Here is a 23,915-nt window from a genome sequence, read left to right on the forward strand (position 1 = left end):
CCTTCCGGGTGATCTAGGCGGGGAATGGAAAAAAGCCTGAATCGACCATTGACTCAGCCTAACGGAAAGAGTAATGAATGAAGGTGGCGCCCTAGTGCCGGTACTATAGAATCATGACGAAAAAGCAACAACGCCTGGCGGAAAAGCCGATACAATTGCTGACGCTCGCGCCCTCCGAGGGGAAGACGCCCGGGCCAAACCCCTTGCTGCCCTCTCCGGTCCGCACGGCCGTGAGAAACGTCTTCGTGAAGCTTGAAGATCTCACGGAACGGTTCGAAGATTGGTGTCATCATGGGCGAAGCGAGGAACGTGCGCTCGAACCGGTTGGACAGCGCGTCCGGCACTGGCTTGGGGCCTTGCCTGATCGCTATAACGAGGGCTCGCTTCCGCAGGAATCGGCCCTGGTGCCCTCCCGCCGATGGGAGGGGTCGGTGGGAGAGGTCATTTTCCGCATCCGCGATCGAGCTGGATACGTGCAACGCGCGTTGATGGCCCAGGCCCGCGAGATCAAGGAGTGGATGGTCCAGCACACGCAGGCTACTCAAGCCGAGCTGAGCGACCTTCGCGGACAAGTGGCCGCACAGCGAACTCAGGTCGAACAACTGACGGCTCAGCTTCAAGATCTTCGGGCTATCGTGGCCTCTCAGCAGCAGGTGTTGGTGTATATGGGGAAGGAGCTGGACACGACCCAGCCTACCGAAACCGACGGGAAATCCATTGCCGGTCGTGTGGTGGTTTCCCGCGGGAAATCCGGGTCGCTCGATCGACGCGAAGCATCGGCCGACGCCAGCCAAACTCCCTATATCAACGCCTGATCGCCGGTTCCCTTCCGTTCCACGGATTCCCACGTCAGCTTTCACTCTCGGCTGTACGCGTCGCATGCTGCGGGGACCGAACCGTAGATAGATGAGCGAATCACGGGCTGTTCCCTGTTTTGTGTGGAGACAAGCGCATGGTGGGCCCCATAGGCAGGGTAACGGCAGCGGGACTCTTGGTCGCTGCGGTGACGATGGGGTCCGGCGCCTCGGGGCTCGCGAACGCCGCCACGGCGTTGTTCGACAATCTGGGCTCCCTGCACCATGAGATCTCCACCACCTCGCCGCAAGCGCAGCAGTTCTTCGACCAGGGGCTTCGGCTGGTGTTTGCCTTCAATCACGAGGAGGCCGTCGCCTCGTTCGAAGAGGCGATCCGCCTCGATGCCGACGCGCCCATGCCCTACTGGGGACTCGGGCTGAGTCTTGGCCCCAATATCAATTCAGCCATGGATGCCAAGCAGGAGCCCCGTGCGGCGGAGGCCTTGCAGAAGGCCGCAAGTCGGCTGGGCCGGGCTACGCCCCGCGAGCGGGCCTATATCGAAGCCTTGTCCGTACGGTATTCGACGAAAAGGGGATCCTCACGCAGGATCAAGGACGAGGCCTACGCGAAGGCCATGCAGGCGGTTGCGCGCGCGTACTCCGCCGATGCCGATGCCTTGACGTTGGCGGCGGAAGCGCTGATGAACTTGCGCCCCTGGGATTACTGGCGTGCGGACGGGCGGCCGCAGCCAGGCACCGAAGAGATCGTCAGTACATTGCAGCTGGCCCTTCGAGTGAATCCAGATCACCCCGGCGCCTGTCACTACTACATTCACGCAGTCGAGGCGTCCCGGGAGCCGGAACGTGCGGTCGACTGCGCGAAGCGGTTGGCGTCGCTCATGCCGGGTGCCGGGCATCTTGTGCATATGCCCGCGCATGTGTTCATGCGTGTGGGCCTCTATCGCGAGGCATCCGAGCATAACTCGTCGGCTGCCGCCGTCGACAGCGACTACCTGGAGCATCATGGATCGCGCAGCACTTATGCGATCGGGTATTACGCCCACAACCTCCATTTCCTGAATGCGTCGTTGATGATGGAGGGGCGGAGTGCCGAGGCACTGCGGGTAGCGCACGACTTGTTGGAGAAGTTGTCGGCCTGGGATACCAAGGACGACCCGGCTGGAGAGTTTTATGCGCCCACTGCGCTAATGACGCTGGCGCGGTTCGGTCACTGGAGTGAAATCATCCGGGAGCCGCCGCCGGCGAGGGAACGTCGACTGACCACGGGGCTCTGGCATTTCGTGCGCGGCTTGGCCTTTGCGGCTACCACCCGTTTCGGCAGCGCGGAAGGCGAGCTGTCCAACTTGCGAAAAGTCATGAAGGTGTTCGCCAAGGCGAAGACCTCCGAGGGCAAGACGAGTCGAAGTATATTGAAAGTGGCGGAGCGGGTCCTGGTCGGAGAGTTGGCGGCGCGTCAGGGGCGGTATGATGCCGGCATCCAAGCCCTGCGGGAGGCCGTCCGGCTGGAGACGGCGCTGCCCTACAGCGAGCCCCCGTTTTGGTACCAGCCCGTGCGCCACAACTTAGGCGCGGTGCTGATGCTTGCCGGGCTGCCGGCCGAGGCCGAGCGGGTGTATCGTGAAGACCTCGAGATCAACCCGGAAAACGGGTGGGCTCTGCAGGGACTGGCGCAAAGCCTTCGAGCACAGCATAAACAGGATGACGCGGAACGCACGGACGCGCGATTTCGGACGGCGTGGGCAGGCGCAGATGTCACCCTACTGACGTCGAGATTTTAGCCCCGGGCGAGTCCATCTCGGACAACGCACAACTGCATCGCACAGGGAGAAGAAGGGCGGGAGATGTCCAGGACCGAGTATGTATTCCAGGCAGGGGAAGAGCAGCGAGAACTCGAGCGTCTGCAGACGATCGAAGCGGCGTTTGATCCCGGTACCCAGCGCCGGTTGCTCACAACGGGGTTGAGCGCGGGGTGGCGTTGCCTCGAGGTGGGCGCCGGAGCCGGTTCCATCGTGCGATGGCTCGAACAGCGCGTCGGGCCGTCGGGCAAGGTGCTGGCGGTCGACACCAATCCCCGGTTTCTGCGGGGAAGCGGGACGTCCACGATCGAAATCGTGCAGGGGGACATTCGCAACGTGGACCTGCCGGCGGAGGCCTTCGACCTCGTGCATGCTCGGTATGTACTGATTCATCTTGCCGACTATCGAGAAGTCTTTGAGCGCATCCTGCGGTGCGTGAAACCAGGCGGGTGGGTGGTGATCGAGGAGCCCGACTTTTCCGCCGCCCGGGCGATCTCGGGACCCGAGGACGACAAATGCGCCTTCGATCGGATTACGGCGGCCATTGAGGGGATGTTCGCGTCGCTGGGAATGGACCACGCTACCGGGGCAAAGCTGCCCGCGCTGTTTCAGGAACACCATCTCAGCCAACTGACCGTAGACTACGAGGGGCATTTGGCTTCCGGGGGAGCGCTGGTGCCTCGCCTCATGAAGTTGTCGGCACAGCAGCTGCGAGAGAAATATGTCGCGACGGGACTGGTCACGGATTCGGATGTCGATGCCTACTGCCGCTTTGCCGACGATTCCGATGCCTGGGCCGTTTACTATGCGACCGTGGCTGTGACAGGATGGTGGCATCCGCAGTGCGGCGGGTGAGGCGAGGATTGGAGTAGATGCGATTTATCGTCGGCGTAATGGGCCCGGCCAAGGCCAGAAAGAAAGACATCGAAAATGCCCGCATGCTGGGGGAACTCATTGCCAGGCGTGAGTGGGTCGTACTGACGGGCGGCCGCGATGTCGGCGTGATGGATGCCGCATGCCAGGGCGCCAAGCAGGTTCCCCGGAGTCTGACGATCGGCGTCCTGCCCTCCGGCCGCGATCGGGTGTCGAAGTATGTGGACCTGGCGATCGTCACGGAGATGGGAAACGCCCGCAACAACGTCAACGTTATGACCAGTCAAGTCGTCGTGGCCTGCGGGCTGACCGGTTCCGGAACCGTTTCCGAAGTGGCTCTTGCACTGAAGGCAGGCAAACCGGTCATTTTGGTGGGTGCTTCGCCGGTCGAGGAAAAGTTCTTTAAAAAGCTGGGCGGAAAGCATCTGGCCTCCGTGGAGTCTCCCGAGGAGGCCATCAATCTCATCATGAAGCAGTTTGAGCGACACCAACCAGAGGTCGTTGAAGGCGCGAGGTCCTGGGGCGGCGTATGACGCTCCCGATACCGGCGGCCTGCGTTCCGTAGTCCCCTTTTCGTATCCCCTTTCAGTCCTTCGCCTCTCGGGGAATTCCCACCCTGGTGTCCGACTCCAACCGTTGATAGAGTGAACGGGAATCGGCCCTGCACGGCCGATTATTGCCCGGCAGGGGCGTCGGAACTCGGGCCTTTTTCCAGCAGCACGCCGGAACTCTCAAAAGGCAGCCGGCCATCGCCTGTGTGGAGGATACCTTTGATCGTATAGGTCACGGGGCGGTCCGGGGAAAAGGCCATGAATTGCCGGAAGACGTCGAGTGTCGAGGTGCTGGTCGAGACAGAGGCGATGGCCTCGCCGAGTCGCGGAACGAGGACGTCCTGGTTTCCCAATCCCCGTGCGAGGCGGTTGCCGTTCAAGTCCAGGCGAAAGTCGATGCCGGTTACCTTCAAATCGAAATCGTTGGGATTGCGGAGCCGAAGGTCGACCTTGAGTCGTTGCTCGAAGGCGCTGGCCTCCAGCGGCGTGACGTTGGTGACGAGTACTTCCGGTGGCTCGCCCTTCATCAACCAGGACGCGCAGCCGGGGAGCAATAGCAGGGCGACGAGGAGGAGCGTGGCCTGAATGCGATGCATAGGGGTCATCATAGCGAAACATCCGGCGGAATTCGAGCGCCGTAGTACTGATCGAGGGCGAGGATGGACCGCCTCCGGTCGGTGTGGCCGGCAAGTAAGGAATCGAAGAGGCGCGCGACAGAGGATTGGGAGGGCTGTCCAATGAAAACTCGTACTGGTTTTCACAGGTTCGTACTGGTCATGCTATTGCTGGGGGGAATTACTGCTTCGAGTGCGGCGGAGGAACGGCCCGGCAGCGCCAAGGCTTTCTTTGCCGGCGGCTGCTTCTGGTGCATGGAAGAGGTGTTTGAGAAAGTGCCAGGGGTAACAGCCGTGGTGAGCGGCTATATGGGGGGTCGGGTCGCCAATCCAAGCTACGAGGACGTGTCGGCCGGGACGACCGGTCATGCGGAGTCCGTCGAGGTGACATACGATCCCGCCAAAGTGTCCTATCGCGACCTCCTGAACGCGTTCTGGAAGAACGTAGATCCGGTCACGCCGAATGCGCAATTCTGCGACCACGGGTCGCAGTATCGTGCGGTGATCTTCGTCCAGAACGATGAGGAGCGCCGGTTAGCAGAAGAATCCAAGCGAGCCATCGAAGAGAGCAAGCGCTTCAAGGAGCCGATTGTGACTGAGATTTCGCCGACAGCCCCCTTCTACTCGGCGGAGGAGTATCATCAGGATTTCTATAAGAGGAATCCCATTCGGTATAAATTCTACAAGTACAACTGCGGGAGGGCACAGCGGCTTGAAGAGCTGTGGGGAGCGCCATGATGCCTGACGAGAGCCCCGATTCGCTGCAACGAATTTTGTCGCAAGTTTCCTCTCGTGCACACAGACTGGGCGGAGCCGATTCGTCAAGCCGAGCACCTTTTCCGTTGCCGATCATAGAGTTCTGCGACATCCCTCCTGGCATGGAAGTTGAGCTTATGCCGGGTTGTGATGCCTGTCTCGTTGAACAACAACCGACATCAGCGGATCTTCACGGCTTGGGGTGTATCCGCCGTGATGCGTCGTATGCTCTGCCCACTCAGTGTGCTTCTCTTGGTTACGCTAGGGTGGCCGGCCCCGACCAAGTCCGACTTCGACGGCAGGTCCCGGTATTCGAACGACGAGATTCAACGCGCGATCGTCTTCTATGCTCACAAGTATCAGCTTGAGCCTGCCCTGCTACGCGCGATCATCAAGGCAGAGTCGGATTTTCAGCCCGATGCGGTGTCGAGCAAGGGGGCCGTCGGCCTGATGCAGCTGATGCCGGACACGGCCGCGGACTTGCGGGTCCATGACCGCTTTGACGCCGTGCAGAACATCCGGGGCGGGGCTAGGCAACTGCACTATCTCCTGGGCGTCTACGACGGCGACCTGCGGCTTGCCGTTGCCGCCTACAATGCCGGCGTGCATCGGATCCGAGGGCATGGACATATCGCACGGATCCGCGAAACCCGCCGCTATGTGCGCAAGGTGTTCCGCTACTACCGGATATTCAAGGCCGAAGAACAGCGACAACAACGTCACTTTGTGGAGGGACTCGCTCGAGCCGTTTAAGTTCCACAGAATGGCTTCCCCCGGTGGCCCGATGCCCGCCTTCAGCCCCCTGCCTCGATTTCCTCTTTTACTTGGCGATCGGTCTACGTCATGGGACAGTGGTCCATGCCCATGCCGCAGCGCTGTATGGATCAGCGCCGCACATCACCGAGTTGATATTGAGGACGATTTGGCCCTTGGCGGCTGAATGGCACGACTTTCAGGCAATCATGAATTGGCCCGTTTGGAATCCACGCTGGACACCTGTGGCCCGTACGCTCTGCACAGTGGCGGTGGCGGCCACCATCAGTGCCGCCTTGCCTTCGGTCCCCCGCTTGGCGCTCGATCCCAATCCCTTGGAGCGGTGGCAGTCAAAGCCATCCGATCCCTTAGGGACTCTGATCGTCTCATACGCCGGGCAGTATGGATTGGAGCCGGCCCTGTTGAAGGCCGTGATCAAGGTTGAATCGAACTTCAATCCGCAAGCAATTTCCCCGAAGGGAGCGCTCGGTCTGATGCAGCTGATGCCGATTACTGCTGCGGCCTTGCACGTCATGGACCCGTTCGATCCGGATGAGAATATCCGGGCCGGCGCCCTGCTTCTGCGGCGGCTGTTGGATCGATTCCATGGAGATCTTGCCTTGGCCTTGGCTGCGTATCACGCGGGTGAAGGGCGAGTGAGCCAATTGGCCGGTCTTCCACCGTCTCCCGGTACGCAGCAGTATGTGGAGCGGGTCCTGAGCCACTACGGTGGATTTCTAGCCGGCGCACCCTCGACAGCGCGGAAGATTCCCCTCTGGCCGGATCGGCGGGCCGCTCGCTCACAAGCCTCTGCTCTGGATTAGACTTCCGTGACGTGAGCCCGAACGGTTGAGCCAGCGGTAGTAAGAGCAGTTTGATGAGGTGGAGGGAGCGGCCGTTCTCGGCAGACCTCGGATACCTGCCGGGGAGGGCTCTTTCTACCCGGCAGGTTGATCGGGACAGTGGAGCGGACTCAGACTGCCTGTCTTGTCGGCCGCGGTAGTTCCAGCCGACTCTTCTCGAGGAAATGATCCAGCCGCTCCTGCTCCTGGGTGTCGATCTGTACAACCTCCAGACCGAAGTTCGACCCCTTCACCCATCGCACTGCCGCCCGGCCGATCGAGACCCATCGTTTCTCATTTCCAAGATACAAACAGACCGGCATCTCCATGCCGACTGTGACCGGGGCCGTCCCGCTTGCGCGCCATCCTGAGCTGGAGAGATCCCACACGGTCCCTTCAGCAACGCCTTCATCGAGGAAATATTGAAACTTGCAGCGGAGGGGCTGTCGGGCTTCTGCGCGGCAGGTATAGTATTTCTCCATTCGTGGGCTCCCTGGTTTCTGGTGGTGGCCGCCGACTCGATCCGTCTCGCGCGCCTGTATGAGTCAAAGCTACCAGCCAATCGCGGTTTGCCAATGCAGCCTTGGTAGTACCGTGAAAGGAGGGGGAGTCATGAAGTTCTAGTATTTCCAATATGTTATGCAATGCGCCTGGTTCGTCTGACTAAGCGTATTGTGCGTGTTTGCCCGCTTGCCCACAGGGTTCACGCCTTGCCGGACGGGGGATATGCGGGATAGTATCGACACCCGCCTGTGTCAGAGTGAATCGGTAGATGGTCGTAAGAAAGGGGGCTGATGCATGCTGAAGTGGTGGATGGACAGATTCCGGAAAGCCGCACAGTCTCACCACGGAGCGCTATGGATAGCGCCGGTGCTCCTTTCCCTCTCGCTGAGTGGATGTCTCTCGCCGATTGCCATGCATCGTGCGGTCTTGGAGTACGACCGAACGGCTACAGAGCTGGAAGCAGAAATGTTGCTGCTCAACATTGCGAGGACGAGTCATTTCAGGCCGTTGCACTTTACGACGATCTCCAGCGTCGCGGCGACGTTTGATTTTTCAGCCACCGGCGGCTTGAACAGTCTCTTGTATCAGCGGGTGGATCCGCCGAATCAGACGGTCTTCATGAGCGTCGGAGGCTCAATTGCGGAACGGCCGACTGTCACGATTATTCCGATTCAGGGCGAAGAGTTTACGAGTCGCATCCTAACTCCGTTTGATGAAACCAAGCTGGCCTTCTTGTTCCAGCAGGGGATTGAACCGGGCATCCTGCTTCGGTTGATGGTCAGGGAGATCGTCTTGACCGGTGGCTCCCAGCGGACGCTGTTCCGCAACAATCCGTCGCGACGGGACGAGTATGAGGAATTCCGTCGGCGGGTCTACCACCTCTCTTCTCTACACAACAATCGTTCGCTCTACGTGTCGCCGATCGTGTATGAGGAACCGTTGCCCATTACGATCGACCATAAGTTGAGTGAAGGCATGATGGGCACAGTGATGGATGCGTCGGAAAAGCAGTACCGATGGATCGCCCCCAATGAACATACGCCGTTGGTTTTCACGAAGCGCATGATGGGCCGCGTCATCATCACCAACTACGATCTGCATAGTCTCACCAACGAAGAACGCCGTCAGCTGCAGCGGGAAGCAGAGCGGAATCCCCCCAGTACCGTGCTGGTCGACATTCGGCCGAATTATCCGGGTGGGGAGTATCCCCTGCATGGCGTCATGTTGCTGCGAAGCTTCAACGCGGTGCTGCGCTTTCTGGCTCTGGGTATTGCCACTGGGCCGGAATATGCGGTCGAGCGGCACCCCGCCACGCCCGAGGGGCCACAGAATCCGCCCAGCACCATTCAAATCGATGAAACAGACAAGCGACCGACGGACAGCGATTTTGCGGTGGAATATGAGGGAAAGTGGTACTCCATCAAGAAGGCGCCTCGGACGCTCGGTGCTCGCGCGCCCTGGAATCAGGAGGCCTTTCGCGTGTTGGCGATGCTGTACCAGGTGACGGTGACGGATGTGTCGAGAGTCCCCACGCCTGCGATCACGATTGCGAAATAACGGGGAGGCTCGTTAGGAAGAGGGGGCAATGGCCTGGAGGATTTGCCAAAGGAAGTCCTCGTGGTCCCAGGCATCAGGACGTCGTGTCAGACCCAACCGTACGACCACGAGTTGGTGCGACGGGATGATGCTGGTGAATTGTCCCTCATAGCCCACTGCATGCCAGGCTGTCGGTAAAGCCCGGGCCGGCCCCTCGAGCTTCCGAAACTCCCTGGGCACTCGCAACCAGAGGTGTGCACCGTAGCAGGCATCGGTGGCTTGTGGAGTCGTTGTCGTCGAATAAGAGACCCACCCTTCCGGAAGAACTCGTCTCCCCTCGCAGACACCGTCCTGAAGGTACAGCGCACCAAAACGAGCCCAGTCCCGCGCCGTCGCATACATGAACGACGACCCGACGAAGGTGCCGCTGCCGTCGGTCTCTAATACCGCATGCTCCATCCCCAGAGGGTCGAAGAGTGCCTCCTTTGGGAAGGTGAGATACGCCCGTTCGTTACCGATGGCGTCCCGCATCACCCGCGAAATGATGTTCGTATTTCCACTCGAATAGTGCCAGACGGATCCGGGAGGGGTCCGGAGCGGCTTGCGTGCCGCGTATGCGGCTGCATCCGGATGGTGGAGCAACATGCGGATCACATCTTTGAATGGACTGCGGTAGTCTTCATGAAAGTCGAGCCCGCTTGTCATCCGCAGGAGATGGTCGAGGGTGATGGCACGACGGGAATCGAAAGGTTCTCGCCAGAACGACTGCGGGAGTTCCCCCGTGAGGGACAGCCGACCTTGGCCAACCAAGATCCCGGCCAAGGCGTTGATGACCGTCTTGGCCATCGACCAGCCCAACAGGGGCGTATCGGGGCCGAAGCCTTCTGCATATTGTTCGGCGACCAGGCGGCCGTGATGAAGGATGACGACCGCCCTTGTACGGCGACGGGGGGACCCCGCCTGTTCCGCAAATGCCGCGTTGATGACGTTGTGGAGTGACGGGTAGGTGACCTTCCCGAGCGTGGATGTGTGTTCCCGCAAGGTCGGTCGTGCTGGGGAGGAGAGGTGCCCCTGCAGATCTTTCTGTGTCGACGCGGACGACATTCCACCCGCATCCGTGGCAGCCTGGTACTCCAAGGCGCAGCCCAATCGTCCCCGATAGACGGCTGTACGCCTGACCAGTCCCCAGAAGCTCACGGTTACTCGCTTGCTCGCGTAATCCACGTGTGAGGAGAAGTGGCGGAGTACAGACAAGTCGTCGACGCCGACGTCATTTGCCAAGATGTCATCAGGCCGGCGGCCGGAGACGAACAGGGCGGAACAAAAGATCTTAGCCTTATAGCTGCAACCGGTCGAGGCGAGCATCCGGCCGAGCATGAGGAACCCGAGAAGGAGCGCGAGTACGCCGAGCAGCCAGATGGAGGTCACGAGGGGGTTACCAGTTGATTTCGCCGGGCGTACCGTTCCGAAACTTACCCGCGGGCGCGGAGAAGATCAGACGGTACCCTACACGGGAGCGATGTCGTTCTGCCACAGAAAAGGGGATGGGGGAGGAGACGTGAGCCGATCCGGGATACTAAGCCAACGGCTTGCCCTTCATGATGAGATGGCGAAGGCGCTCGCGTTGTGCGGGGAGAATGACGTCGAATTCCAGGCCGAATGTATAGCCATCGACCCACCGGATGATGGCGCGGTCGATTCGCAGCGGCCAGGAAAAATCGGCCAGGAAGATTGAAATCTGGAACTCCGTCCCGACCTCCACTGCGATCTCGGATTCGGCGCGGCAACCGGTGGTCGAGATGTCCAGAACCTGTGCTTGACCCTCAAGCCCGTCAGGCCCCGTAAATACCAAGTGGCATGTCGCGGCCATGCGCCTGGCGCGTCGGCTTTCTGCTGTGGTGGGTTTCGAGTTCACCTGCGAGTGCCTCCGAGGAAGCGGGAGTCTGTTTCGCGGCCTGTCTGTGTCTCCTCTAGAAGTCTAGTCAAAAATCGGGATTTCGGCATGACCCTGACAGCGTACCGCGCAAGTAGGGCCTGTGGTTGTCTCAGGCTTGGCCGTTCCTGTATACAGGGCGCATTTGGACTCATCAGGCAGGAGGGACGGGCGATGGGACGTACCGGCAACCAGCGGATGGAACGCTTGGCACAATCCGAGATCCGGGCGATGACTCAGGCCTGCGCGCACGTGCAGGGTATCAACATGGCTCAGGGGGTGTGCGACACGGGAGTCCCACCAGTCGTGGCGCGCGGGGCGCAGCAGGCGATTGACGAAGGCATCAATATCTATACGCGATACGATGGTCTGGCCCGGTTGAGGCAAGCCATCGCTGGAAAGCTTCAGACCTACAACGGGCTTCGGGCGGATCCGGAACGGGAGGTCACGGTGAGTGCAGGCGCGACCGGCTCATTCCACTGCGCCTGCCTGGCGCTCTTAAATCCAGATGATGAAGTCATCGTTTTCGAGCCCTACTATGCCTACCATACGAGCGCGATCGTCGCAGTGGAGGCCGTGCCTCGGGTTGTCCGTACCGCCCCGCCGGACTGGACATTTTCTCGCGAGGATGTGCTCCGGGCGATCACCAGCCGGACCAAAGCCATTGTCGTCAATACCCCAAGCAATCCCTCGGGCAAGGTGTTCGGTCAGGAGGAATTGCAGTGGATTGCCGAACTCGCCCAGGCGCACGACCTCTTCGTGTTCACGGACGAAATTTATGAGTATTTTCTGTTCGACGGGCGCCGTCACCAGAGTATTGCAGCCCTCCCAGGCATGGCTGAACGGACGATTACGATCGGCGGCTATTCTAAGACCTTCAGCATCACCGGTTGGCGTATCGGATACAGCCTGGCGCATGAGCAATGGGCTCAACTCATCGGAGCCATGAACGATCTCCTGTATGTGTGTGCTCCGGCTCCGTTACAGCAAGGCGTGGCGATCGGGATCGAGCAACTCCCGGCCTCCTTCTACGAGGACTTAGCGCGCGAGTACCAAGCCAAGCGTGATCTATTCTGCCGAGCCCTGTCCGACGCAGGGCTGCCGCCGGCCGTGCCGCAGGGCGCCTACTATGTCCTGGCGGATGTCTCGCGCCTGCCTGGCACGACAGGAAAGGAGCGCGCCATGTACCTGCTCGAAAAATCCGGAGTGGCGGGAGTTCCGGGCGAGGCGTTCTTTCAGAGTTCCGCAGGCCATCGCTTTGTTCGGTTCTGTTTTGCGAAAACCGACGAGGACTTGCGCGAGGCCTGCCGTCGACTGACACGTCTGGGTTAGCGGGAGAAGCTCCAAGCGAAGAGCGCGAAGCGACGCGATGCTTGTACGACTGGAACGGCCATGGTATCAAAATAGGGTTGCATCGTAAGGTCGAGCCAGGGGTGACACAATCATAACGATGAGTGGCATGACGACAATGGGCAAACGCAGTCGGGTCCTGAGCCTTGCTGCGACCATGGTCTGGTTATTTATGCTCGTCGGCTGCGGCCACCAGCAGAGTCGGCATCAGACGCCTGCGCCCCTCGTTGGATCAACGGAAATCAATCAAGGAGCGGTCGGCGAGACTGAGCGATTGGCAGGGGAATGGGAATACGAAGAAAGTGGCATGACCATCACGCTGATCTTAGATCGTTTCGGCAACGGCAATTACGATTTCAAAGACGGGCAGTTTGTGACGCATCGGTTAGTCGACCGTGTATGGAGCGGTACGTGGATTCAGCGGGAGAACGATCGGGAGGGTGGCTTCGAGATCACCCTTTCCTCGGATTACCGTGAAGGTGATGGGCGTTGGTGGTACACACGCATCGAAGATGACCGCAATCCCCAGAAGCCCGGCGGACGGTTCCACGTGACGAAGAATGCTCTCCCCCTGGATGCCCGAAGTGTTCCCATCCTCTCTGCTCGGCCGTAAGTCTTACGCGCGGCCGTTCCCGGCTCCGTCAATCGCTTCGTACAGTGCCGAGTAGTCCCCGTCTGAAAATCCCATCTCAAGGGCTCTCTCCAGCAAGCTGCGGACGCCCTGCAGCCCGAGCGTACTGAGGCCTGCCCGTTGTGAGGTCTCCAGCATGAGGTCGACATCCTTCAACAGGTGCCGGGTGGAGAAGTTCGGGCGCTGGTATTCTCGAGTCGTGAGTCTGGGCAGCTTTTTATCGAATGTGGGGGCAAAGAGGGCGCTTTTTCGGAGGAGCGCCATGAAGGTATCCGTCGAAAGCCCGTTGCGGCGCACCAACCCCAAGCTGAGACCGAAGGCAGCGGTTTCGGCCGCGATGAGCTGATTGAGGGCCAATTTGATGACCGCAGCGCTTCCGACCGGTCCGATCCGTTGGACTTCCTGCCCAAGCGCCTGCAACATCGGGGACCACTGAGTAAACTGCTCCGGCGTGGAGCCGACCATCACGAGCAGGGTCCCTTGCGCGGCTTCGGTCACGCTGCCCAAGACGGGCGCCTCCATGTAAGCCCCACCCAGTCGCTGGATCTCGAATGCGAGCTCGAGACTCTGATCAGGACCGATCGTGCCCATTTGAATGATGGTGCGTCCGGCCAGCCGTTGGGCGGTTTCTCCCTGGAGCAGAACCGATCGAATGGCAGTCTCATCGGCCAGCAGCAACAGCACGGCCTCCGCCGAGCCCATCGCGTCCGCCGATCGTGAGACGACGCGAAGCCCCCGATTGCGCAAGGGCAGAGCCTTCTCGATGGTGCGGTTGTATACGGTGACCAGATGGCCGGTTCTGTGGAGCCGCTCCGCGATAGCGCTCCCCAACACGCCCGTTCCAAACAACGCGAGCTGCATGCCTCCACTCCTTTTCCCGATGAGTGGTGGCATAGTACGCGGGACGAAAGGGAATCGGAAGGGGAAAGCCGGACTACCGGCCGGCAGCCGCGGTCTTCTTCAGCAGATTCAATAGGGGAGGGTGAATCGACGAAGACAGTGCGAGTGCGCCTCGCTGACGCGTATTGGGTTGATTGAAGCACGGGAGTTCGCCGGATGCATTGGTGGCCTGTCCGCCTCCTTCGATGACCAGCAGGATACCGGCGACAATATCCCACTCGTTGCCGCCATCGAGCATGATCGCCGCCTCCGCCTGACCGGCAGCCACCAATGCGAGGCCATAGGCGATGGAGCCGATCGGCTGGCAGCGGACCCGCGATTCCAACTGCCGCAGCCTGCCGCTTCGCAGGTCCCAGGGATTGACGAGGACGATGGGCCGCTCCCCTGGCTCGAATCGACCGGCATCCGGCTTCGACAGATGCTCGACCATGAGGCCGCCTCGGTGAATGGCTGAAAACCATTCTCCCCTGGTGGGATTATAGATGGCGGAGAGGATGGGTCTGCCGTCTTCCACCAGTGCGACGGAGATGCAGAACTCAGGATCGCCCCTGACGTAGGCGCGGGTACCGTCGATCGGGTCGACGATCCACACACGTTGTTTCGAGAGACGATCTCCGTTGTCCTGGGATTCCTCGGAGAGCCATCCATCTTCCGGAAACTCCTCGCCCAAGCGAGACTGGAGAATCTCGTTCACGGCCAAGTCCGCCGTGGTCACCGGCGATTGATCGCTCTTCGTCCGAGTCTCGAAGCCGGTTTTGGCCAGGCGCAGCGCTTCGGTACCGGCCGCCAGCATGGCCTCTTTCAATGTCTTGAGTTCTCGCTCCATCCGTTCACCGCGCTTTCGTTTCATCGACACGTTCTTCAGTTACCGTATCAGGTCGTCGGGCCGGAGCAAAGGGGGAACAGAATATACACGAGAAGGCTCTTGACCGCGTCCGGCGATGCGCGTACAAGCGACCCCATCATGAAACTGGTGCAAAAGCGGTCGCGAAAATCAGGATTGCCGCCGGGCACGCTTGTACACATCGGGGAGAAGCGCGCCGAAACCGTCAAGGTCAGCCTCTTTGACTACGGCGAAGGGCAGTTTCAGGAACGCACGGGCTTGAAGCCAGAAGATATTACCGCTGCGGGTGACGCGGCGGTTCGCTGGATCGACATCGGCGGCGTGCACAAGGTGGATGTGCTGGAGACGTTCGGCAAGACGTTCGGTCTCCATCCGCTGCTGCTGGAAGACATCGCCAATACCGACCAACGGCCCAAATATGACGACTATGGCACGTATGGCTACGTGGTCCTGAAAATGTTGTATGAGGGGGAGCGGCGAGGCGATATCAACGTCGAACAGGTTAGTCTGGTGTTTGGCGAAAATGTCCTCCTGTCGTTTCAGGAGAACGGAGGCGACGTCTTTCAAGTGATCAAAGACCGGCTTCGGGCTGGGAAGGGACGCTTGCGCCATGCCGGGGCGGACTACCTTCTGTATGCGCTCATGGACTCGATCGTCGATCGCTACTTCGGCGTGCTCGAAACGCTGGGGGAGAAGATCGAAGTGTTGCAGGATTCCGTCGTGACCAACCCCCAACCGGAGACGCTACGGGATATCCACGCACTGAAACGGCAATTGCTCTTTCTTCGGCGATCCGTGTGGCCGCTGCGGGACGTCATCAACAACCTGTCGCGCTCGGATGGACAGTTCCTTCAGGGGACGACGAAGGTCTTCTTCCGCGATGTGTACGACCATGTCGTCCAGATCGTCGATACGATCGAGAGTCTGCGCGAGATGGTATCTTCGATGATGGAGGTCTATCTATCCAGCGTGAGCTATCGACTGAACGCGGTCATGAAGGTGCTGACGATCATCACCACGATCTTCATGCCGCTCAGCTTCATCGCCAGCATCTACGGCATGAATTTCGAGCACATGCCGGAGCTGAAGTCTCCCTATGGCTACCCGGCGGTCCTCGCGGTGATGGCGTTCAGCGGCGGCGCGATGCTCTATTTCTTTAAGCAGAAAAAGTGGCTTTAGCCACGGAAACCTTCCGCGTTAATCCAGAACCTCGACGCGATCGACGAAGTAGGCCGTTTCTCCGAAGCAATTGGTGGGAATGTATCGAAACTCCTTGTAGTGGAGCACAACCCGCTTTCCCATCTGTCCATCCAGCTTCTTGGCCACGGCATCGTCCCACACGCTGAAATCCCACAGCAGCGGCGCGACCCCGGGAACGGTGGTCATGGCCAACTCGCCCTCGTGGGTCTTGCAGACCCACCCCTTGCGTGAAAACTTTTGCAAGTACCCGGCGCGGTCGCCGTCGGAGTAGCTCCAATTGAATACGATCAGGAGGTAGGCCGCCCCTCCAAAGAAGAGGAGCGTCAGAAACAGTTTCGGTCGCCAAAGCCACATGAAGGGGAAAAGCAGGGTTTCCCACCAGGTCATGAAGACTCCTTCCTATGAGGTGAGGTCTTGGAACAACCAAGGCGCTTGGGTGCGTCGGCGCTGTTCATACTCCGAAATCTTGGCGGCGTGTTCGAGCGTCAGGCCGATCGAGTCCAGGCCCCGGTACAGGCAGTCCTTCCGAAACGGATCGACATCGAAGTGATACGAGGTGCCAGACGGCGTCGTCACCTGCTGTGCCGCCAGGTCGACTGTCAGGCGGTAGCCTTCTTTCCCGGTCACGCCCTGGAAGAGCGCCTGAACCTCGTCGGCTTTCAGGACCACCGGGAGAATCCCGTTCTGGAAACAGTTGTTGTAAAAAATGTCGGCGAAGCTGGGGGCGATGACGCACCGGATGCCTTGGTCCAACAGCGCCCAGGGTGCGTGCTCGCGCGAGGAACCGCAGCCGAAGTTGTCGCGGGTCAATAGAATCGTCGCCTCCTGGTAGCGCGGCTGGTTCAGGAAAAAGCCGGGATCGGCGGAGCCGTCCTTCCGCTTCCGCCAATCGAAAAACAACCCTTCGCGCAAACCCGTCCGCTTGATCGTCTTCAAAAACTGTTTCGGGATGATTTGGTCCGTATCGACGTTGAGCCGATCCAGCGGCGCGACGATGCCTGTCAGTGTCGTGAATGGTTGCATGAGTCTCGTCTCTCCCTTGAATCATCCGCCAGGGTGCCGTGAAGGCCCAGGAGATGCGACGGCGTAACCGGAGTATCAGCCCCAGTGCCGGATATCGACAAAATGTCCTTCGACGGCGGCGGCTACGGCCATCGCCGGCGACACGAGGTGCGTGCGGCCTCCGGCTCCTTGCCGACCTTCGAAGTTACGGTTGCTGGTCGAGGCGCAACGCTCGCCGGGCTTGAGCACGTCCGCGTTCATGGCCAGGCACATGCTGCAACCGGGCTCACGCCACTCGAAGCCGGACTCGCGGAAAATCTTGTCGAGACCTTCCTGCTCGGCTTGTTGCTTCACGAGGCCCGAGCCAGGCACGACCATCGCGTGCACGCTAGAGGCGACCTTCTTACCTTTGGCAAAGGCGGCGGCAGTCCGCAGATCCTCGATCCGCGAATTGGTGCAGGAACCGATGAAGACCCGATCGATCTTGATATTCCGAATCGGCATCCCGGCCGTGAGCCCCATGTAATCGAGGGCGCGCTCTGTGGAATGCCGGAGTTTTTCGTCCTGCATGGTCCGAGGATCGGGAACGAGACCGTCCACGCCGGTGACCATTCCGGGGCTGGTGCCCCAGGTCACTTGTGGGGCGATCTTGTCGGCCCGCAACTCCACGACTGCGTCGTACCGTGACCCGGGATCGCTGGTAAGGTGACGCCAGGCAGCCACTGCCTGGTCCCAGAGGGCGCCGGTCGGTGCCATCGGCCGTCCTTTGATGTAGGCAACGGTCTTGTCGTCCGGAGCCACCATTCCGGCGCGGGCTCCACCTTCGATCGACATGTTGCAGAGGGTCATTCGGCCTTCCATGCTGAGTGCGCGAATGGCGGAGCCGGTGTATTCAATGACGTAACCGGTGCCTCCGGCAGTGCCGATCCGGCCGATAATGGCAAGGATCACATCCTTTGCGGAGCAGCGCGGCGATAGTTCACCTTCGACCCGAACCTCCATCGTCTTCGGGCGCTTCTGAATCAGGCACTGGGTAGCCAGGACGTGCTCGACCTCGCTCGTGCCGATGCCGAACGCGAGCGATCCGAAGGCCCCGTGCGTGGACGTGTGGGAGTCACCGCACACAATCGTCATGCCGGGAAGGGTGAATCCCTGCTCCGGACCGATCACGTGGACGACGCCTTGCCGGATATCGCTCATTCGGAACAGCGTGATGCCGAAGTCGGTGCAGTTCTCATCCAGTGTCTGGATCTGCTTGGCGCTGATCGGATCGGCAATGGGAAGACTCCGGTCAGTGGTGGGGACGTTGTGATCCGGCACTGCCAGCGTGGCGCCCGGGCGGCGCGGCTTTCGTCCGGCCACCTTGAGCCCCTCGAAGGCCTGTGGCGAGGTGACCTCGTGAACCAGCTGACGATCGACATAGAGCAATGTCGTGCCGTCCGGTTCCGATCGAACGACGTGCGAATCCCAGATCTTGTCGAAAAGTGTCTGTCCGGCCATCCTCTGCTCCTCCAGGGCGCGAAGAAAAGAGCCTATTATACATGGGAGCAGGCGGTCGGCATCAAGGCCAAAGGCGGCGAGCGTCTGGGAGCTTCAGATTTTGAAACTGCCTACCGATAGAGTGCCCATGGAACGCGATTCACTCGATTGCGAACAGATCACGATTCCTCGCTGGACCATCAAGCGGGATCCCCGGGCGCTCGGATGCCCGGTCTGCGGCTCGGTGATCGTCAAGATCACGGCCGAATGGCGCCAGGTGTCGTTCTGCACCTGCCGTTTGATCGAGTATCGTGTACTGCCTCGAGCCCCCAAGGCCCTTCCCAGCCCGCCCGCGACCCCAGACGTCCGGAAAGAGCCCTAATACCGCCGATTTCCTCGCCACTTCCAGCGCTCTGCTACTCTTATCATTACACCAGTTGTTTGATCCGTCGGCCAGGGAGGGGACTATGGTGCGCCGAATCGTACTCGTGACACTGCTCGCAACCTGGGGAGTAACCGTTGCCGCTTCCGTGGAGGCTGCCGATCGCTCGCCGGCGAAGGCGCTCAGTAAGGCCTATACCCTGCCGCAGAGCAACGTGGCTCGTTCTTGCACGTCCGACGACCTGTTGGGAAGCTGGCAGCTGGTGGGGTTTGACTCGCCCTATCGCTTCCGCGACCCGCGCGCTCCCTATCTGTTGCCCTACCAAGTGTTTCAGTATGCCGATCATGGAAGCATGAAATCCGCGCATTCGTCGAAGCCCATTGTCAGCGAGGCGGAGACGCTGTTTGCCACGATCCCGCAGGCAATGTCCTACAGGGTGCAACTGGGCGGAGTCGTGACGTTGAGCAGAGAAGGGCAGGACGGGGCGGTGGAAACATGGCGCTGCACCACCATGACCGAGGACCGCATGGACGTGCGACGCCAGATGTCGTTTCAGCGGGGCGACTTGATCATGACCCTGACGGGACGAGAAGGCCGGACCCTGTTCGTACGCCACCTCAGAAGGGTCTCCTCCTAGCCTCGTTGCATTGATCCTCAGGACCGTGATACCACCGGCGGGCGCGTCGTGCCAGGCACCACGCGCCCGTTGTCTGTCGGGGAGAAAATCGCATGGAACCTGCCAGTCCGCCGTGGAGTCGGCCTGCTGCGATCGAGTGGGCGCAGTGTCTCTTGAACAGTTATCGCCGCTGGATCGGACGGGAGTTGACCGATCGAGTCGGGGATCATGGATTTCAGGCGCAGGCTCTGTTTCTCGCCCCAATCGTGGTCGTCTCACACGGCTTGGAGGCAGATCCTGTTCTCAACTATGGGAATCAGCGCGCATTGGAACTTTGGGAGACGACGTGGGAAGAGTTGGTGAAGACGCCGTCGCGTCTGACGGCCGAGCCGGTCAATCGCGCCGAGCGGGAATGGATGCTCGAGCAGGCGAAGACTCGCGGGTACATCGAGAACTATCGGGGAGTGCGCATTTCCCGCAGCGGCCGCCGTTTTCTGGTGGAGCGTGCGACCGTGTGGAACGTCGTGGATGCAACCGGCCACCGACTCGGGCAGGCCGCGACGTTTTCAACCTGGACGTTCCTCTAGCCGACGGAACCTGGGCATCTCCACGCCGCTGACCAGGACAGACTCCAGGAACATCGCCATGGGCCTGATCCACAGGCCACCTTCTCCATAAAGCGGACGATAGACGACGAACTCTTCCTCCGTCTCGGAGTGGCGGGCCACACCGATGACTTCGTAGTCCTTCCCCTTGTAGTGACGATAGCGACCGAGCTGAAGCATAGTGTATTCTTACCCGCGCCAGTCTATCGGACACCGCATGTCGCCACAAGCCCCGCTCAACGCACCGCGTCGTCATGATGTCGTCATCATCGGTGGCGGCTCGGCCGGTTATGCCGCCGCCCGTGTCGCTCGTGATGCCGGAGCCGATGTCGCGATCGTCGATTCCGGCCCGCTTGGGGGACTCTGCATCCTTCGCGGGTGCATGCCCACGAAAGCAATTCTGCGATCGGCGGAAGTTGCGGCGTTGAGTCGGCGAGGGCCGGAGTTTGGCTTGGCGCCGATGACTCCCCGTGCGGACCTTGCGGCAGTCGTCGATCGCAAAAACCGGTTGGTTCAAGAGTTTGCCGCCGATCGAATCGCGTCGCTGCATGACCCGAAGTTCACGCTCTACGAATCCCGTGCCGAGTTTCTCTCCCCGGCCGAACTGTTGGTGGGTGCTGAGCGCGTGACGGCCGGGTCTTTTGTCATCGCCACGGGTTCCACGATCAGCCAGGTGCCGATCCCTGGTCTCGAGGAGATTGGCTATCTCACGAGCGACACGGCGCTGGACATCCGACGGCCGCCGGCATCGCTCGTTGTGTTAGGCGGAGGACCGGTTGCCGTGGAGTTCGCGCAATTCTTTGCGCGCATCGGAACGAGCGTGATTCTCATCCAGCGTAGTCCAACCCTGCTCTCCGATATGGACGAGGACGTAGGGCATGCGTTGGCGGCGGCCTTGCGGATGGAAGGTCTCGAAGTGCTGACGGGAATCTCCGTGGATGAAGTGACCCGCGACGCGACGGGCAAGACGGTCAGGATTCGCCTCCCCGACGGGGCGCAGCGGTCGATCATGTCGGAGGAGATTCTCCACGCGCTGGGCCGTCGTCCCAACTTAGATGGGCTTGCGCTTGATCGCGCCGGGATTGCCGTTATCGATGGACGGTTGACGGTCGGTCCCGACATGCGCACGGCTCAGCCGCACATTTTTGCCGTCGGTGATGTGAACGATTTGACGCCGGTCGTGCACTCGGCCGTCATTCAAGGTGAGGTGGCGGGCTATAACGCAACCCATCCAGATCGACCTGCTCGGACGGTAGATCGACGGCTCGACATGGAGGCGGTGTTCACGGATCCGCAGGTAGCTACGCTGGGACTCAGTGAACGGACGTGCCGGGAACGAGGAATGCCTTACCTGTCGGCCAAGTATCACTTCGCCGACCATGGTAAAGCTATGTGCCTGGGTGCCACGCATGGATTCGTTAAGCTGGTGTGCGAACCGCAGCGTGCGGAGTTGATCGGTGCCCACATCGTCGGCCCCGAAGCAGCGGAACTCATTCATGAGCTGGTCGCGGTCATGCATTTTCACGGAACCGCCCACGATCTCATGCGTATGCCGCACTATCATCCGACGCTGGCAGAAATCGTGACGTACCCGGCGGAATCCATCGTGGAACAGCTGGAGTCCCCATGATCTCGAGGTGGCGCATCCCGGGGATCGTCCTGACGGCCGCGGCCGTTCTGTCTTGCGGGCAGCAGAGCTGGGAAGACGTCATGCAAGCCGGGGAGGCTTCTCTTCAGAAGGGGCAGTATCAAGAGGCCGAACGGACTTTCTCGGCAGCGGTGAAAAAAGCCGAAGCGTTCGGCGCGCACGATCGGCGGGTGGCGGTGTCACTGTCTCGTCTAGGCCAAGCCTTGTCGGCGCAGGGCAAGTTCGTCGAGGCCGAGCCGGTGTACCTGCAGGCCCTGACGATTTATCAGGAAGTACACGGCGAGAATCATCTGGATGTGGCCGCTGCGTTGAACAACCTCGGCGTATTGCATCGCAAGCATGGTCAATATGCGGACGCCCAACGGCTATTGGCGAGGGCATTGTCTATCAAGGAACGCTTGCTGGGGGCAGAGCACCCGGACATCGCGCTGGCGCTCACGAACCTGGCGACGATGCACTTGGCGCAGAGTGAGTGGGGGGAGGCGGCTCCCTTACTCGCGCGCGCGCTCGCCATTCGCGAGAAGCAACTCGGGAAGGACCATCCCGAACTGATCAAGACGCTTGAAGACTATGCCGGGACGCTGCGGAAGTTAGGGAGGACGGCAGAGGCGGCGGCTTTGGAGGATCGTGTCTCGAGTATCAAAGGAAAGAAGAAGCCCTGACCGGAGGCCCGTTGAACCGATACACCGGTCCAGTGTAGCGTACGCTGGCAAGGCATTCGATCAGCGAGAGGATGGGTGATGTCGGAATTGCGCATGAGAGCCCTCATTGCCCGAGGGGTTGGAATTTCATTCACGGCCTTGGGGTTCGTGTTGGGAATGTATGGGCTCGACCATACTGAGACCATGTGGTTGCGGACGGCGCTGGGGCTTCTGGTCACGGGAATGGCCGCGCAGGGCTATGCAATGTATTGCTCCGTCCGCTGGATGCGCGAACAGCGTGATGGGGAGTCGCAGTAAATGGCACGGGACGGGAGTTTGCTGGCTCACCGACTAGTCAGATCGGCTACGTTTCTTCTGCTCGCGGCCATGATGTTGCTGACGGCCTGCGGCGGTCCTTGGCGCGATAAATATCTCGAGAAGGGGCTGAACAACCTGACTCAGGACCAGGTGGCGGAAAAGCTTGGTCCTCCCCACACGCTGAAGACGCCGGCGCTTGGCGGCGATACGATTTGGACGTATCGCGTGCCAATGGGGGACAAGGAGATTCATCCTTGGAATCCCAGCAATTTGACGGCCGGACCGAAAACCAAAGCGCCGCCCTCGCCGTCGCCGTTCGGGAAAAGCCTTGCCGGAAGCGAAGAGGCCTACCGGGAGCCGCTATACTGCTACCGCTATACCCTTGCGTTCGATGAAGCCAAGGTGCTCAAGAGCTGGAAGCGTGAGGAGTGCGTCCCGCGGTCCGGAGGAGAGGGTTCCGCCACGCCGTAACGACGGAGAAAGGTCTTGATGCAGTCACTGTTGCCTGGTCTGGACTCAAGTGTTCTGTTCGATCTACTGAAGTCGTTGTTACTCCTGTCGATTTTGCTCGCCACTAGGGCGCTGCTCGTTCGCTCCATCGCCCGCAATCAGACCTTGACGATCGAAGCGAAGCGCCGATGGATCGTGACCACCCGCAATAGCATCGTGCTGTCGTTTGCGGTGGGGTTGGTCGTCATCTGGGCGCATGAGATCGAAGCGTTCGCGGTTTCATTGGTGGCGTTGGCGGCGGCCGTGGTGCTGGCGACGAAGGAGCTGATTCTCTGCTGGAGCGGAGCCGCCCTGCGCGTTGGTGGAAGCGTCTACTCGGTCGGGGATCGGATTCAGATCGGATCGTATCGCGGCGTAGTGCTGGACCATGACATCTTCGCCACCAAGTTGCTCGAGATCGGGCCGGGTTCCTTGTCTCATCTTTATACCGGCCGGGTCGTCGTGTTTCCGAACAGCATGCTGTTCACCAACGGGTTGGTGAAAGAGAACCCCCCGCAGGATTACGGGCTGTATGTGATGACGGTTCCCCTGAGGGGTGAGGACGATTGGGCGATCGCGGAGCGCGCGCTGCTGGACGCGGCCAGGACGGAATGCGCGCCGTTTCTGGAGGAAATGACCCGGCAACTCAAGTTGTTGGAGCAACGGAATCTGCTTGAAGCGCCGTCACCGGAACCTCGGATCACGATCCAGTTGCCGGAGGCCGGCAAAATGCACCTTGTTCTCCGCTTCCCGGCGCCTGACCGCGGCCGATCCAGAGTCGAGCAGGCGATCCTCCGTCGATACCTGGCGGTGACGCGATCGGCCAAGTAGCCGCGG

Annotated in this window: 29 protein-coding genes; 19 read left to right on the forward strand and 10 right to left on the reverse strand. The window is 60.5% G+C overall.

What is annotated here, in order from left to right:
• Positions 1 to 113: 113 nt before the first annotated feature.
• The 4 genes from KF814_11450 to KF814_11465 all read left to right on the forward strand — a co-directional run bounded on the left by KF814_11450 (position 114) and on the right by KF814_11465 (position 4,017).
• Positions 114 to 815, forward strand: a complete 702-nt coding sequence (locus tag KF814_11450) for a hypothetical protein (GenBank protein ID MBX3236758.1) — start codon at positions 114 to 116, stop codon at positions 813 to 815.
• Between the two features lie 137 nt (positions 816 to 952).
• Positions 953 to 2,593, forward strand: coding sequence for a hypothetical protein (locus KF814_11455; protein ID MBX3236759.1), 1,641 nt, complete (start codon positions 953 to 955; stop codon positions 2,591 to 2,593).
• A gap of 63 nt (positions 2,594 to 2,656) precedes the next feature.
• A complete protein-coding gene (locus tag KF814_11460) occupies positions 2,657 to 3,466 on the forward strand; it encodes a methyltransferase domain-containing protein (protein MBX3236760.1) in 810 nt (269 codons plus the stop codon).
• 17 nt (positions 3,467 to 3,483) lie between these two features.
• Complete coding sequence (locus tag KF814_11465; GenBank protein MBX3236761.1) at positions 3,484 to 4,017, forward strand: hypothetical protein; 534 nt, start codon at positions 3,484 to 3,486, stop codon at positions 4,015 to 4,017.
• Between the two features lie 140 nt (positions 4,018 to 4,157).
• Here KF814_11465 and KF814_11470 read toward each other — a convergent pair whose 3' ends face one another.
• Positions 4,158 to 4,631, reverse strand: coding sequence for an LEA type 2 family protein (locus tag KF814_11470; protein ID MBX3236762.1), 474 nt, complete (start codon positions 4,629 to 4,631; stop codon positions 4,158 to 4,160).
• A 141-nt stretch (positions 4,632 to 4,772) separates the two neighbouring features.
• Between KF814_11470 and msrA the strand changes: the two genes are divergently transcribed.
• The 3 genes from msrA (at position 4,773) to KF814_11485 (ending at position 6,982) form a co-directional block, all read left to right on the forward strand.
• Positions 4,773 to 5,387 (forward strand): peptide-methionine (S)-S-oxide reductase MsrA, encoded by a 615-nt coding sequence (gene msrA, locus KF814_11475; GenBank protein ID MBX3236763.1) that lies wholly within the window; start codon positions 4,773 to 4,775, stop codon positions 5,385 to 5,387.
• Positions 5,388 to 5,630: 243 nt separating this feature from the next.
• The gene (locus tag KF814_11480) at positions 5,631 to 6,158 is read left to right on the forward strand and encodes a lytic transglycosylase domain-containing protein (GenBank protein MBX3236764.1); all 528 of its coding nucleotides are present in this window, start codon (positions 5,631 to 5,633) and stop codon (positions 6,156 to 6,158) included.
• Positions 6,159 to 6,181: 23 nt separating this feature from the next.
• Positions 6,182 to 6,982 carry a lytic transglycosylase domain-containing protein gene (locus KF814_11485; protein ID MBX3236765.1) on the forward strand — a complete coding sequence of 267 codons (801 nt, stop codon included), beginning with the start codon at positions 6,182 to 6,184 and terminating at the stop codon, positions 6,980 to 6,982.
• Between the two features lie 149 nt (positions 6,983 to 7,131).
• Here the strand turns inward: KF814_11485 and KF814_11490 are convergent, their stop codons facing one another.
• A complete protein-coding gene (locus tag KF814_11490) occupies positions 7,132 to 7,482 on the reverse strand; it encodes a PilZ domain-containing protein (GenBank protein MBX3236766.1) in 351 nt (116 codons plus the stop codon).
• 316 nt (positions 7,483 to 7,798) lie between these two features.
• On the opposite strand from KF814_11490, the gene KF814_11495 reads away from it, so the two are divergent.
• Positions 7,799 to 9,061: a hypothetical protein gene (locus KF814_11495; protein MBX3236767.1), complete on the forward strand. Its 1,263-nt coding sequence runs from the start codon at positions 7,799 to 7,801 to the stop codon at positions 9,059 to 9,061.
• Between the two features lie 12 nt (positions 9,062 to 9,073).
• Here KF814_11495 and KF814_11500 read toward each other — a convergent pair whose 3' ends face one another.
• Together KF814_11500 and KF814_11505 are read right to left on the reverse strand one after the other, a co-directional pair.
• Positions 9,074 to 10,468, reverse strand: a complete 1,395-nt coding sequence (locus KF814_11500; protein MBX3236768.1) for a serine hydrolase — start codon at positions 10,466 to 10,468, stop codon at positions 9,074 to 9,076.
• Between the two features lie 148 nt (positions 10,469 to 10,616).
• Positions 10,617 to 10,955, reverse strand: a complete 339-nt coding sequence (locus KF814_11505) for a PilZ domain-containing protein (protein ID MBX3236769.1) — start codon at positions 10,953 to 10,955, stop codon at positions 10,617 to 10,619.
• 216 nt (positions 10,956 to 11,171) lie between these two features.
• Between KF814_11505 and KF814_11510 the strand changes: the two genes are divergently transcribed.
• Positions 11,172 to 12,305 carry a pyridoxal phosphate-dependent aminotransferase gene (locus tag KF814_11510; protein ID MBX3236770.1) on the forward strand — a complete coding sequence of 378 codons (1,134 nt, stop codon included), beginning with the start codon at positions 11,172 to 11,174 and terminating at the stop codon, positions 12,303 to 12,305.
• 127 nt (positions 12,306 to 12,432) lie between these two features.
• On the forward strand, positions 12,433 to 12,936 hold the full coding sequence (locus tag KF814_11515) for a hypothetical protein (protein ID MBX3236771.1): 504 nt from the start codon (positions 12,433 to 12,435) through the stop codon (positions 12,934 to 12,936).
• Positions 12,937 to 12,939: 3 nt separating this feature from the next.
• Here the strand turns inward: KF814_11515 and KF814_11520 are convergent, their stop codons facing one another.
• Both KF814_11520 and KF814_11525 read right to left on the reverse strand, forming a co-directional pair.
• Positions 12,940 to 13,815, reverse strand: coding sequence for an NAD(P)-dependent oxidoreductase (locus KF814_11520; GenBank protein MBX3236772.1), 876 nt, complete (start codon positions 13,813 to 13,815; stop codon positions 12,940 to 12,942).
• Between the two features lie 73 nt (positions 13,816 to 13,888).
• Entirely contained in the window at positions 13,889 to 14,704 is an 816-nt protein-coding gene (locus tag KF814_11525; protein MBX3236773.1) for a 3'(2'),5'-bisphosphate nucleotidase CysQ, read from the reverse strand.
• Between the two features lie 114 nt (positions 14,705 to 14,818).
• On the opposite strand from KF814_11525, the gene corA reads away from it, so the two are divergent.
• Complete coding sequence (gene corA, locus KF814_11530) at positions 14,819 to 15,877, forward strand: magnesium/cobalt transporter CorA (GenBank protein MBX3236774.1); 1,059 nt, start codon at positions 14,819 to 14,821, stop codon at positions 15,875 to 15,877.
• 18 nt (positions 15,878 to 15,895) lie between these two features.
• Here the strand turns inward: corA and KF814_11535 are convergent, their stop codons facing one another.
• The 3 genes from KF814_11535 to leuC form a co-directional block, all read right to left on the reverse strand.
• Positions 15,896 to 16,285 carry a hypothetical protein gene (locus tag KF814_11535; GenBank protein MBX3236775.1) on the reverse strand — a complete coding sequence of 130 codons (390 nt, stop codon included), beginning with the start codon at positions 16,283 to 16,285 and terminating at the stop codon, positions 15,896 to 15,898.
• A gap of 12 nt (positions 16,286 to 16,297) precedes the next feature.
• A complete protein-coding gene (leuD, locus tag KF814_11540) occupies positions 16,298 to 16,921 on the reverse strand; it encodes a 3-isopropylmalate dehydratase small subunit (GenBank protein ID MBX3236776.1) in 624 nt (207 codons plus the stop codon).
• Positions 16,922 to 16,996: 75 nt separating this feature from the next.
• Entirely contained in the window at positions 16,997 to 18,400 is a 1,404-nt protein-coding gene (gene leuC, locus KF814_11545) for a 3-isopropylmalate dehydratase large subunit (GenBank protein MBX3236777.1), read from the reverse strand.
• Between the two features lie 127 nt (positions 18,401 to 18,527).
• On the opposite strand from leuC, the gene KF814_11550 reads away from it, so the two are divergent.
• The 3 genes from KF814_11550 (at position 18,528) to KF814_11560 (ending at position 19,964) form a co-directional block, all read left to right on the forward strand.
• Positions 18,528 to 18,761, forward strand: a complete 234-nt coding sequence (locus tag KF814_11550) for a hypothetical protein (protein ID MBX3236778.1) — start codon at positions 18,528 to 18,530, stop codon at positions 18,759 to 18,761.
• An 85-nt stretch (positions 18,762 to 18,846) separates the two neighbouring features.
• A complete protein-coding gene (locus KF814_11555) occupies positions 18,847 to 19,398 on the forward strand; it encodes a hypothetical protein (protein MBX3236779.1) in 552 nt (183 codons plus the stop codon).
• A gap of 92 nt (positions 19,399 to 19,490) precedes the next feature.
• Positions 19,491 to 19,964 carry an MEKHLA domain-containing protein gene (locus tag KF814_11560; protein MBX3236780.1) on the forward strand — a complete coding sequence of 158 codons (474 nt, stop codon included), beginning with the start codon at positions 19,491 to 19,493 and terminating at the stop codon, positions 19,962 to 19,964.
• Here KF814_11560 and KF814_11565 read toward each other — a convergent pair.
• Positions 19,944 to 20,162, reverse strand: coding sequence for a DUF1653 domain-containing protein (locus tag KF814_11565; protein ID MBX3236781.1), 219 nt, complete (start codon positions 20,160 to 20,162; stop codon positions 19,944 to 19,946). The two genes, KF814_11560 and KF814_11565, sit on opposite strands and share 21 nt — an antisense overlap.
• A gap of 85 nt (positions 20,163 to 20,247) precedes the next feature.
• On the opposite strand from KF814_11565, the gene KF814_11570 reads away from it, so the two are divergent.
• The 5 genes from KF814_11570 to KF814_11590 all read left to right on the forward strand — a co-directional run bounded on the left by KF814_11570 (position 20,248) and on the right by KF814_11590 (position 23,909).
• The gene (locus tag KF814_11570) at positions 20,248 to 21,612 is read left to right on the forward strand and encodes an FAD-dependent oxidoreductase (protein MBX3236782.1); all 1,365 of its coding nucleotides are present in this window, start codon (positions 20,248 to 20,250) and stop codon (positions 21,610 to 21,612) included.
• Positions 21,609 to 22,292 (forward strand): tetratricopeptide repeat protein, encoded by a 684-nt coding sequence (locus KF814_11575; GenBank protein MBX3236783.1) that lies wholly within the window; start codon positions 21,609 to 21,611, stop codon positions 22,290 to 22,292. Before KF814_11570 ends, KF814_11575 begins: the two co-directional genes overlap by 4 nt.
• 78 nt (positions 22,293 to 22,370) lie before the next feature.
• Positions 22,371 to 22,589, forward strand: coding sequence for a hypothetical protein (locus KF814_11580; GenBank protein MBX3236784.1), 219 nt, complete (start codon positions 22,371 to 22,373; stop codon positions 22,587 to 22,589).
• On the forward strand, positions 22,590 to 23,060 hold the full coding sequence (locus KF814_11585; GenBank protein ID MBX3236785.1) for a hypothetical protein: 471 nt from the start codon (positions 22,590 to 22,592) through the stop codon (positions 23,058 to 23,060).
• 18 nt (positions 23,061 to 23,078) lie between these two features.
• The gene (locus tag KF814_11590) at positions 23,079 to 23,909 is read left to right on the forward strand and encodes a mechanosensitive ion channel family protein (GenBank protein MBX3236786.1); all 831 of its coding nucleotides are present in this window, start codon (positions 23,079 to 23,081) and stop codon (positions 23,907 to 23,909) included.
• The last annotated feature ends 6 nt before the right edge of the window (positions 23,910 to 23,915 follow it).

The organism is Nitrospiraceae bacterium, assembly GCA_019637075.1.
Classification (GTDB): domain Bacteria; phylum Nitrospirota; class Nitrospiria; order Nitrospirales; family Nitrospiraceae; genus JAHBWI01.

Bases quoted from the DNA above. Each gene is read 5' to 3' on its own strand.
- KF814_11450 (MBX3236758.1), top strand. From the start codon at position 114: ATGACGAAAAAGCAACAACGCCTGGCGGAAAAGCCGATACAATTGCTG.
- KF814_11455 (MBX3236759.1), top strand. From the start codon at position 953: ATGGTGGGCCCCATAGGCAGGGTAACGGCAGCGGGACTCTTGGTCGCT.
- KF814_11460 (MBX3236760.1), top strand. From the start codon at position 2,657: ATGTCCAGGACCGAGTATGTATTCCAGGCAGGGGAAGAGCAGCGAGAA.
- KF814_11465 (MBX3236761.1), top strand. From the start codon at position 3,484: ATGCGATTTATCGTCGGCGTAATGGGCCCGGCCAAGGCCAGAAAGAAA.
- KF814_11470 (MBX3236762.1), bottom strand. From the start codon at position 4,631: ATGCATCGCATTCAGGCCACGCTCCTCCTCGTCGCCCTGCTATTGCTC.
- msrA (MBX3236763.1), top strand. From the start codon at position 4,773: ATGAAAACTCGTACTGGTTTTCACAGGTTCGTACTGGTCATGCTATTG.
- KF814_11480 (MBX3236764.1), top strand. From the start codon at position 5,631: ATGCTCTGCCCACTCAGTGTGCTTCTCTTGGTTACGCTAGGGTGGCCG.
- KF814_11490 (MBX3236766.1), bottom strand. From the start codon at position 7,482: ATGGAGAAATACTATACCTGCCGCGCAGAAGCCCGACAGCCCCTCCGC.
- KF814_11495 (MBX3236767.1), top strand. From the start codon at position 7,799: ATGCTGAAGTGGTGGATGGACAGATTCCGGAAAGCCGCACAGTCTCAC.
- KF814_11510 (MBX3236770.1), top strand. From the start codon at position 11,172: ATGGAACGCTTGGCACAATCCGAGATCCGGGCGATGACTCAGGCCTGC.
- KF814_11515 (MBX3236771.1), top strand. From the start codon at position 12,433: ATGACGACAATGGGCAAACGCAGTCGGGTCCTGAGCCTTGCTGCGACC.
- KF814_11520 (MBX3236772.1), bottom strand. From the start codon at position 13,815: ATGCAGCTCGCGTTGTTTGGAACGGGCGTGTTGGGGAGCGCTATCGCG.
- KF814_11525 (MBX3236773.1), bottom strand. From the start codon at position 14,704: ATGAAACGAAAGCGCGGTGAACGGATGGAGCGAGAACTCAAGACATTG.
- corA (MBX3236774.1), top strand. From the start codon at position 14,819: ATGAAACTGGTGCAAAAGCGGTCGCGAAAATCAGGATTGCCGCCGGGC.
- KF814_11535 (MBX3236775.1), bottom strand. From the start codon at position 16,285: ATGACCTGGTGGGAAACCCTGCTTTTCCCCTTCATGTGGCTTTGGCGA.
- leuD (MBX3236776.1), bottom strand. From the start codon at position 16,921: ATGCAACCATTCACGACACTGACAGGCATCGTCGCGCCGCTGGATCGG.
- leuC (MBX3236777.1), bottom strand. From the start codon at position 18,400: ATGGCCGGACAGACACTTTTCGACAAGATCTGGGATTCGCACGTCGTT.
- KF814_11550 (MBX3236778.1), top strand. From the start codon at position 18,528: ATGGAACGCGATTCACTCGATTGCGAACAGATCACGATTCCTCGCTGG.
- KF814_11555 (MBX3236779.1), top strand. From the start codon at position 18,847: ATGGTGCGCCGAATCGTACTCGTGACACTGCTCGCAACCTGGGGAGTA.
- KF814_11560 (MBX3236780.1), top strand. From the start codon at position 19,491: ATGGAACCTGCCAGTCCGCCGTGGAGTCGGCCTGCTGCGATCGAGTGG.
- KF814_11565 (MBX3236781.1), bottom strand. From the start codon at position 20,162: ATGCTTCAGCTCGGTCGCTATCGTCACTACAAGGGGAAGGACTACGAA.
- KF814_11575 (MBX3236783.1), top strand. From the start codon at position 21,609: ATGATCTCGAGGTGGCGCATCCCGGGGATCGTCCTGACGGCCGCGGCC.
- KF814_11580 (MBX3236784.1), top strand. From the start codon at position 22,371: ATGTCGGAATTGCGCATGAGAGCCCTCATTGCCCGAGGGGTTGGAATT.
- KF814_11585 (MBX3236785.1), top strand. From the start codon at position 22,590: ATGGCACGGGACGGGAGTTTGCTGGCTCACCGACTAGTCAGATCGGCT.
- KF814_11590 (MBX3236786.1), top strand. From the start codon at position 23,079: ATGCAGTCACTGTTGCCTGGTCTGGACTCAAGTGTTCTGTTCGATCTA.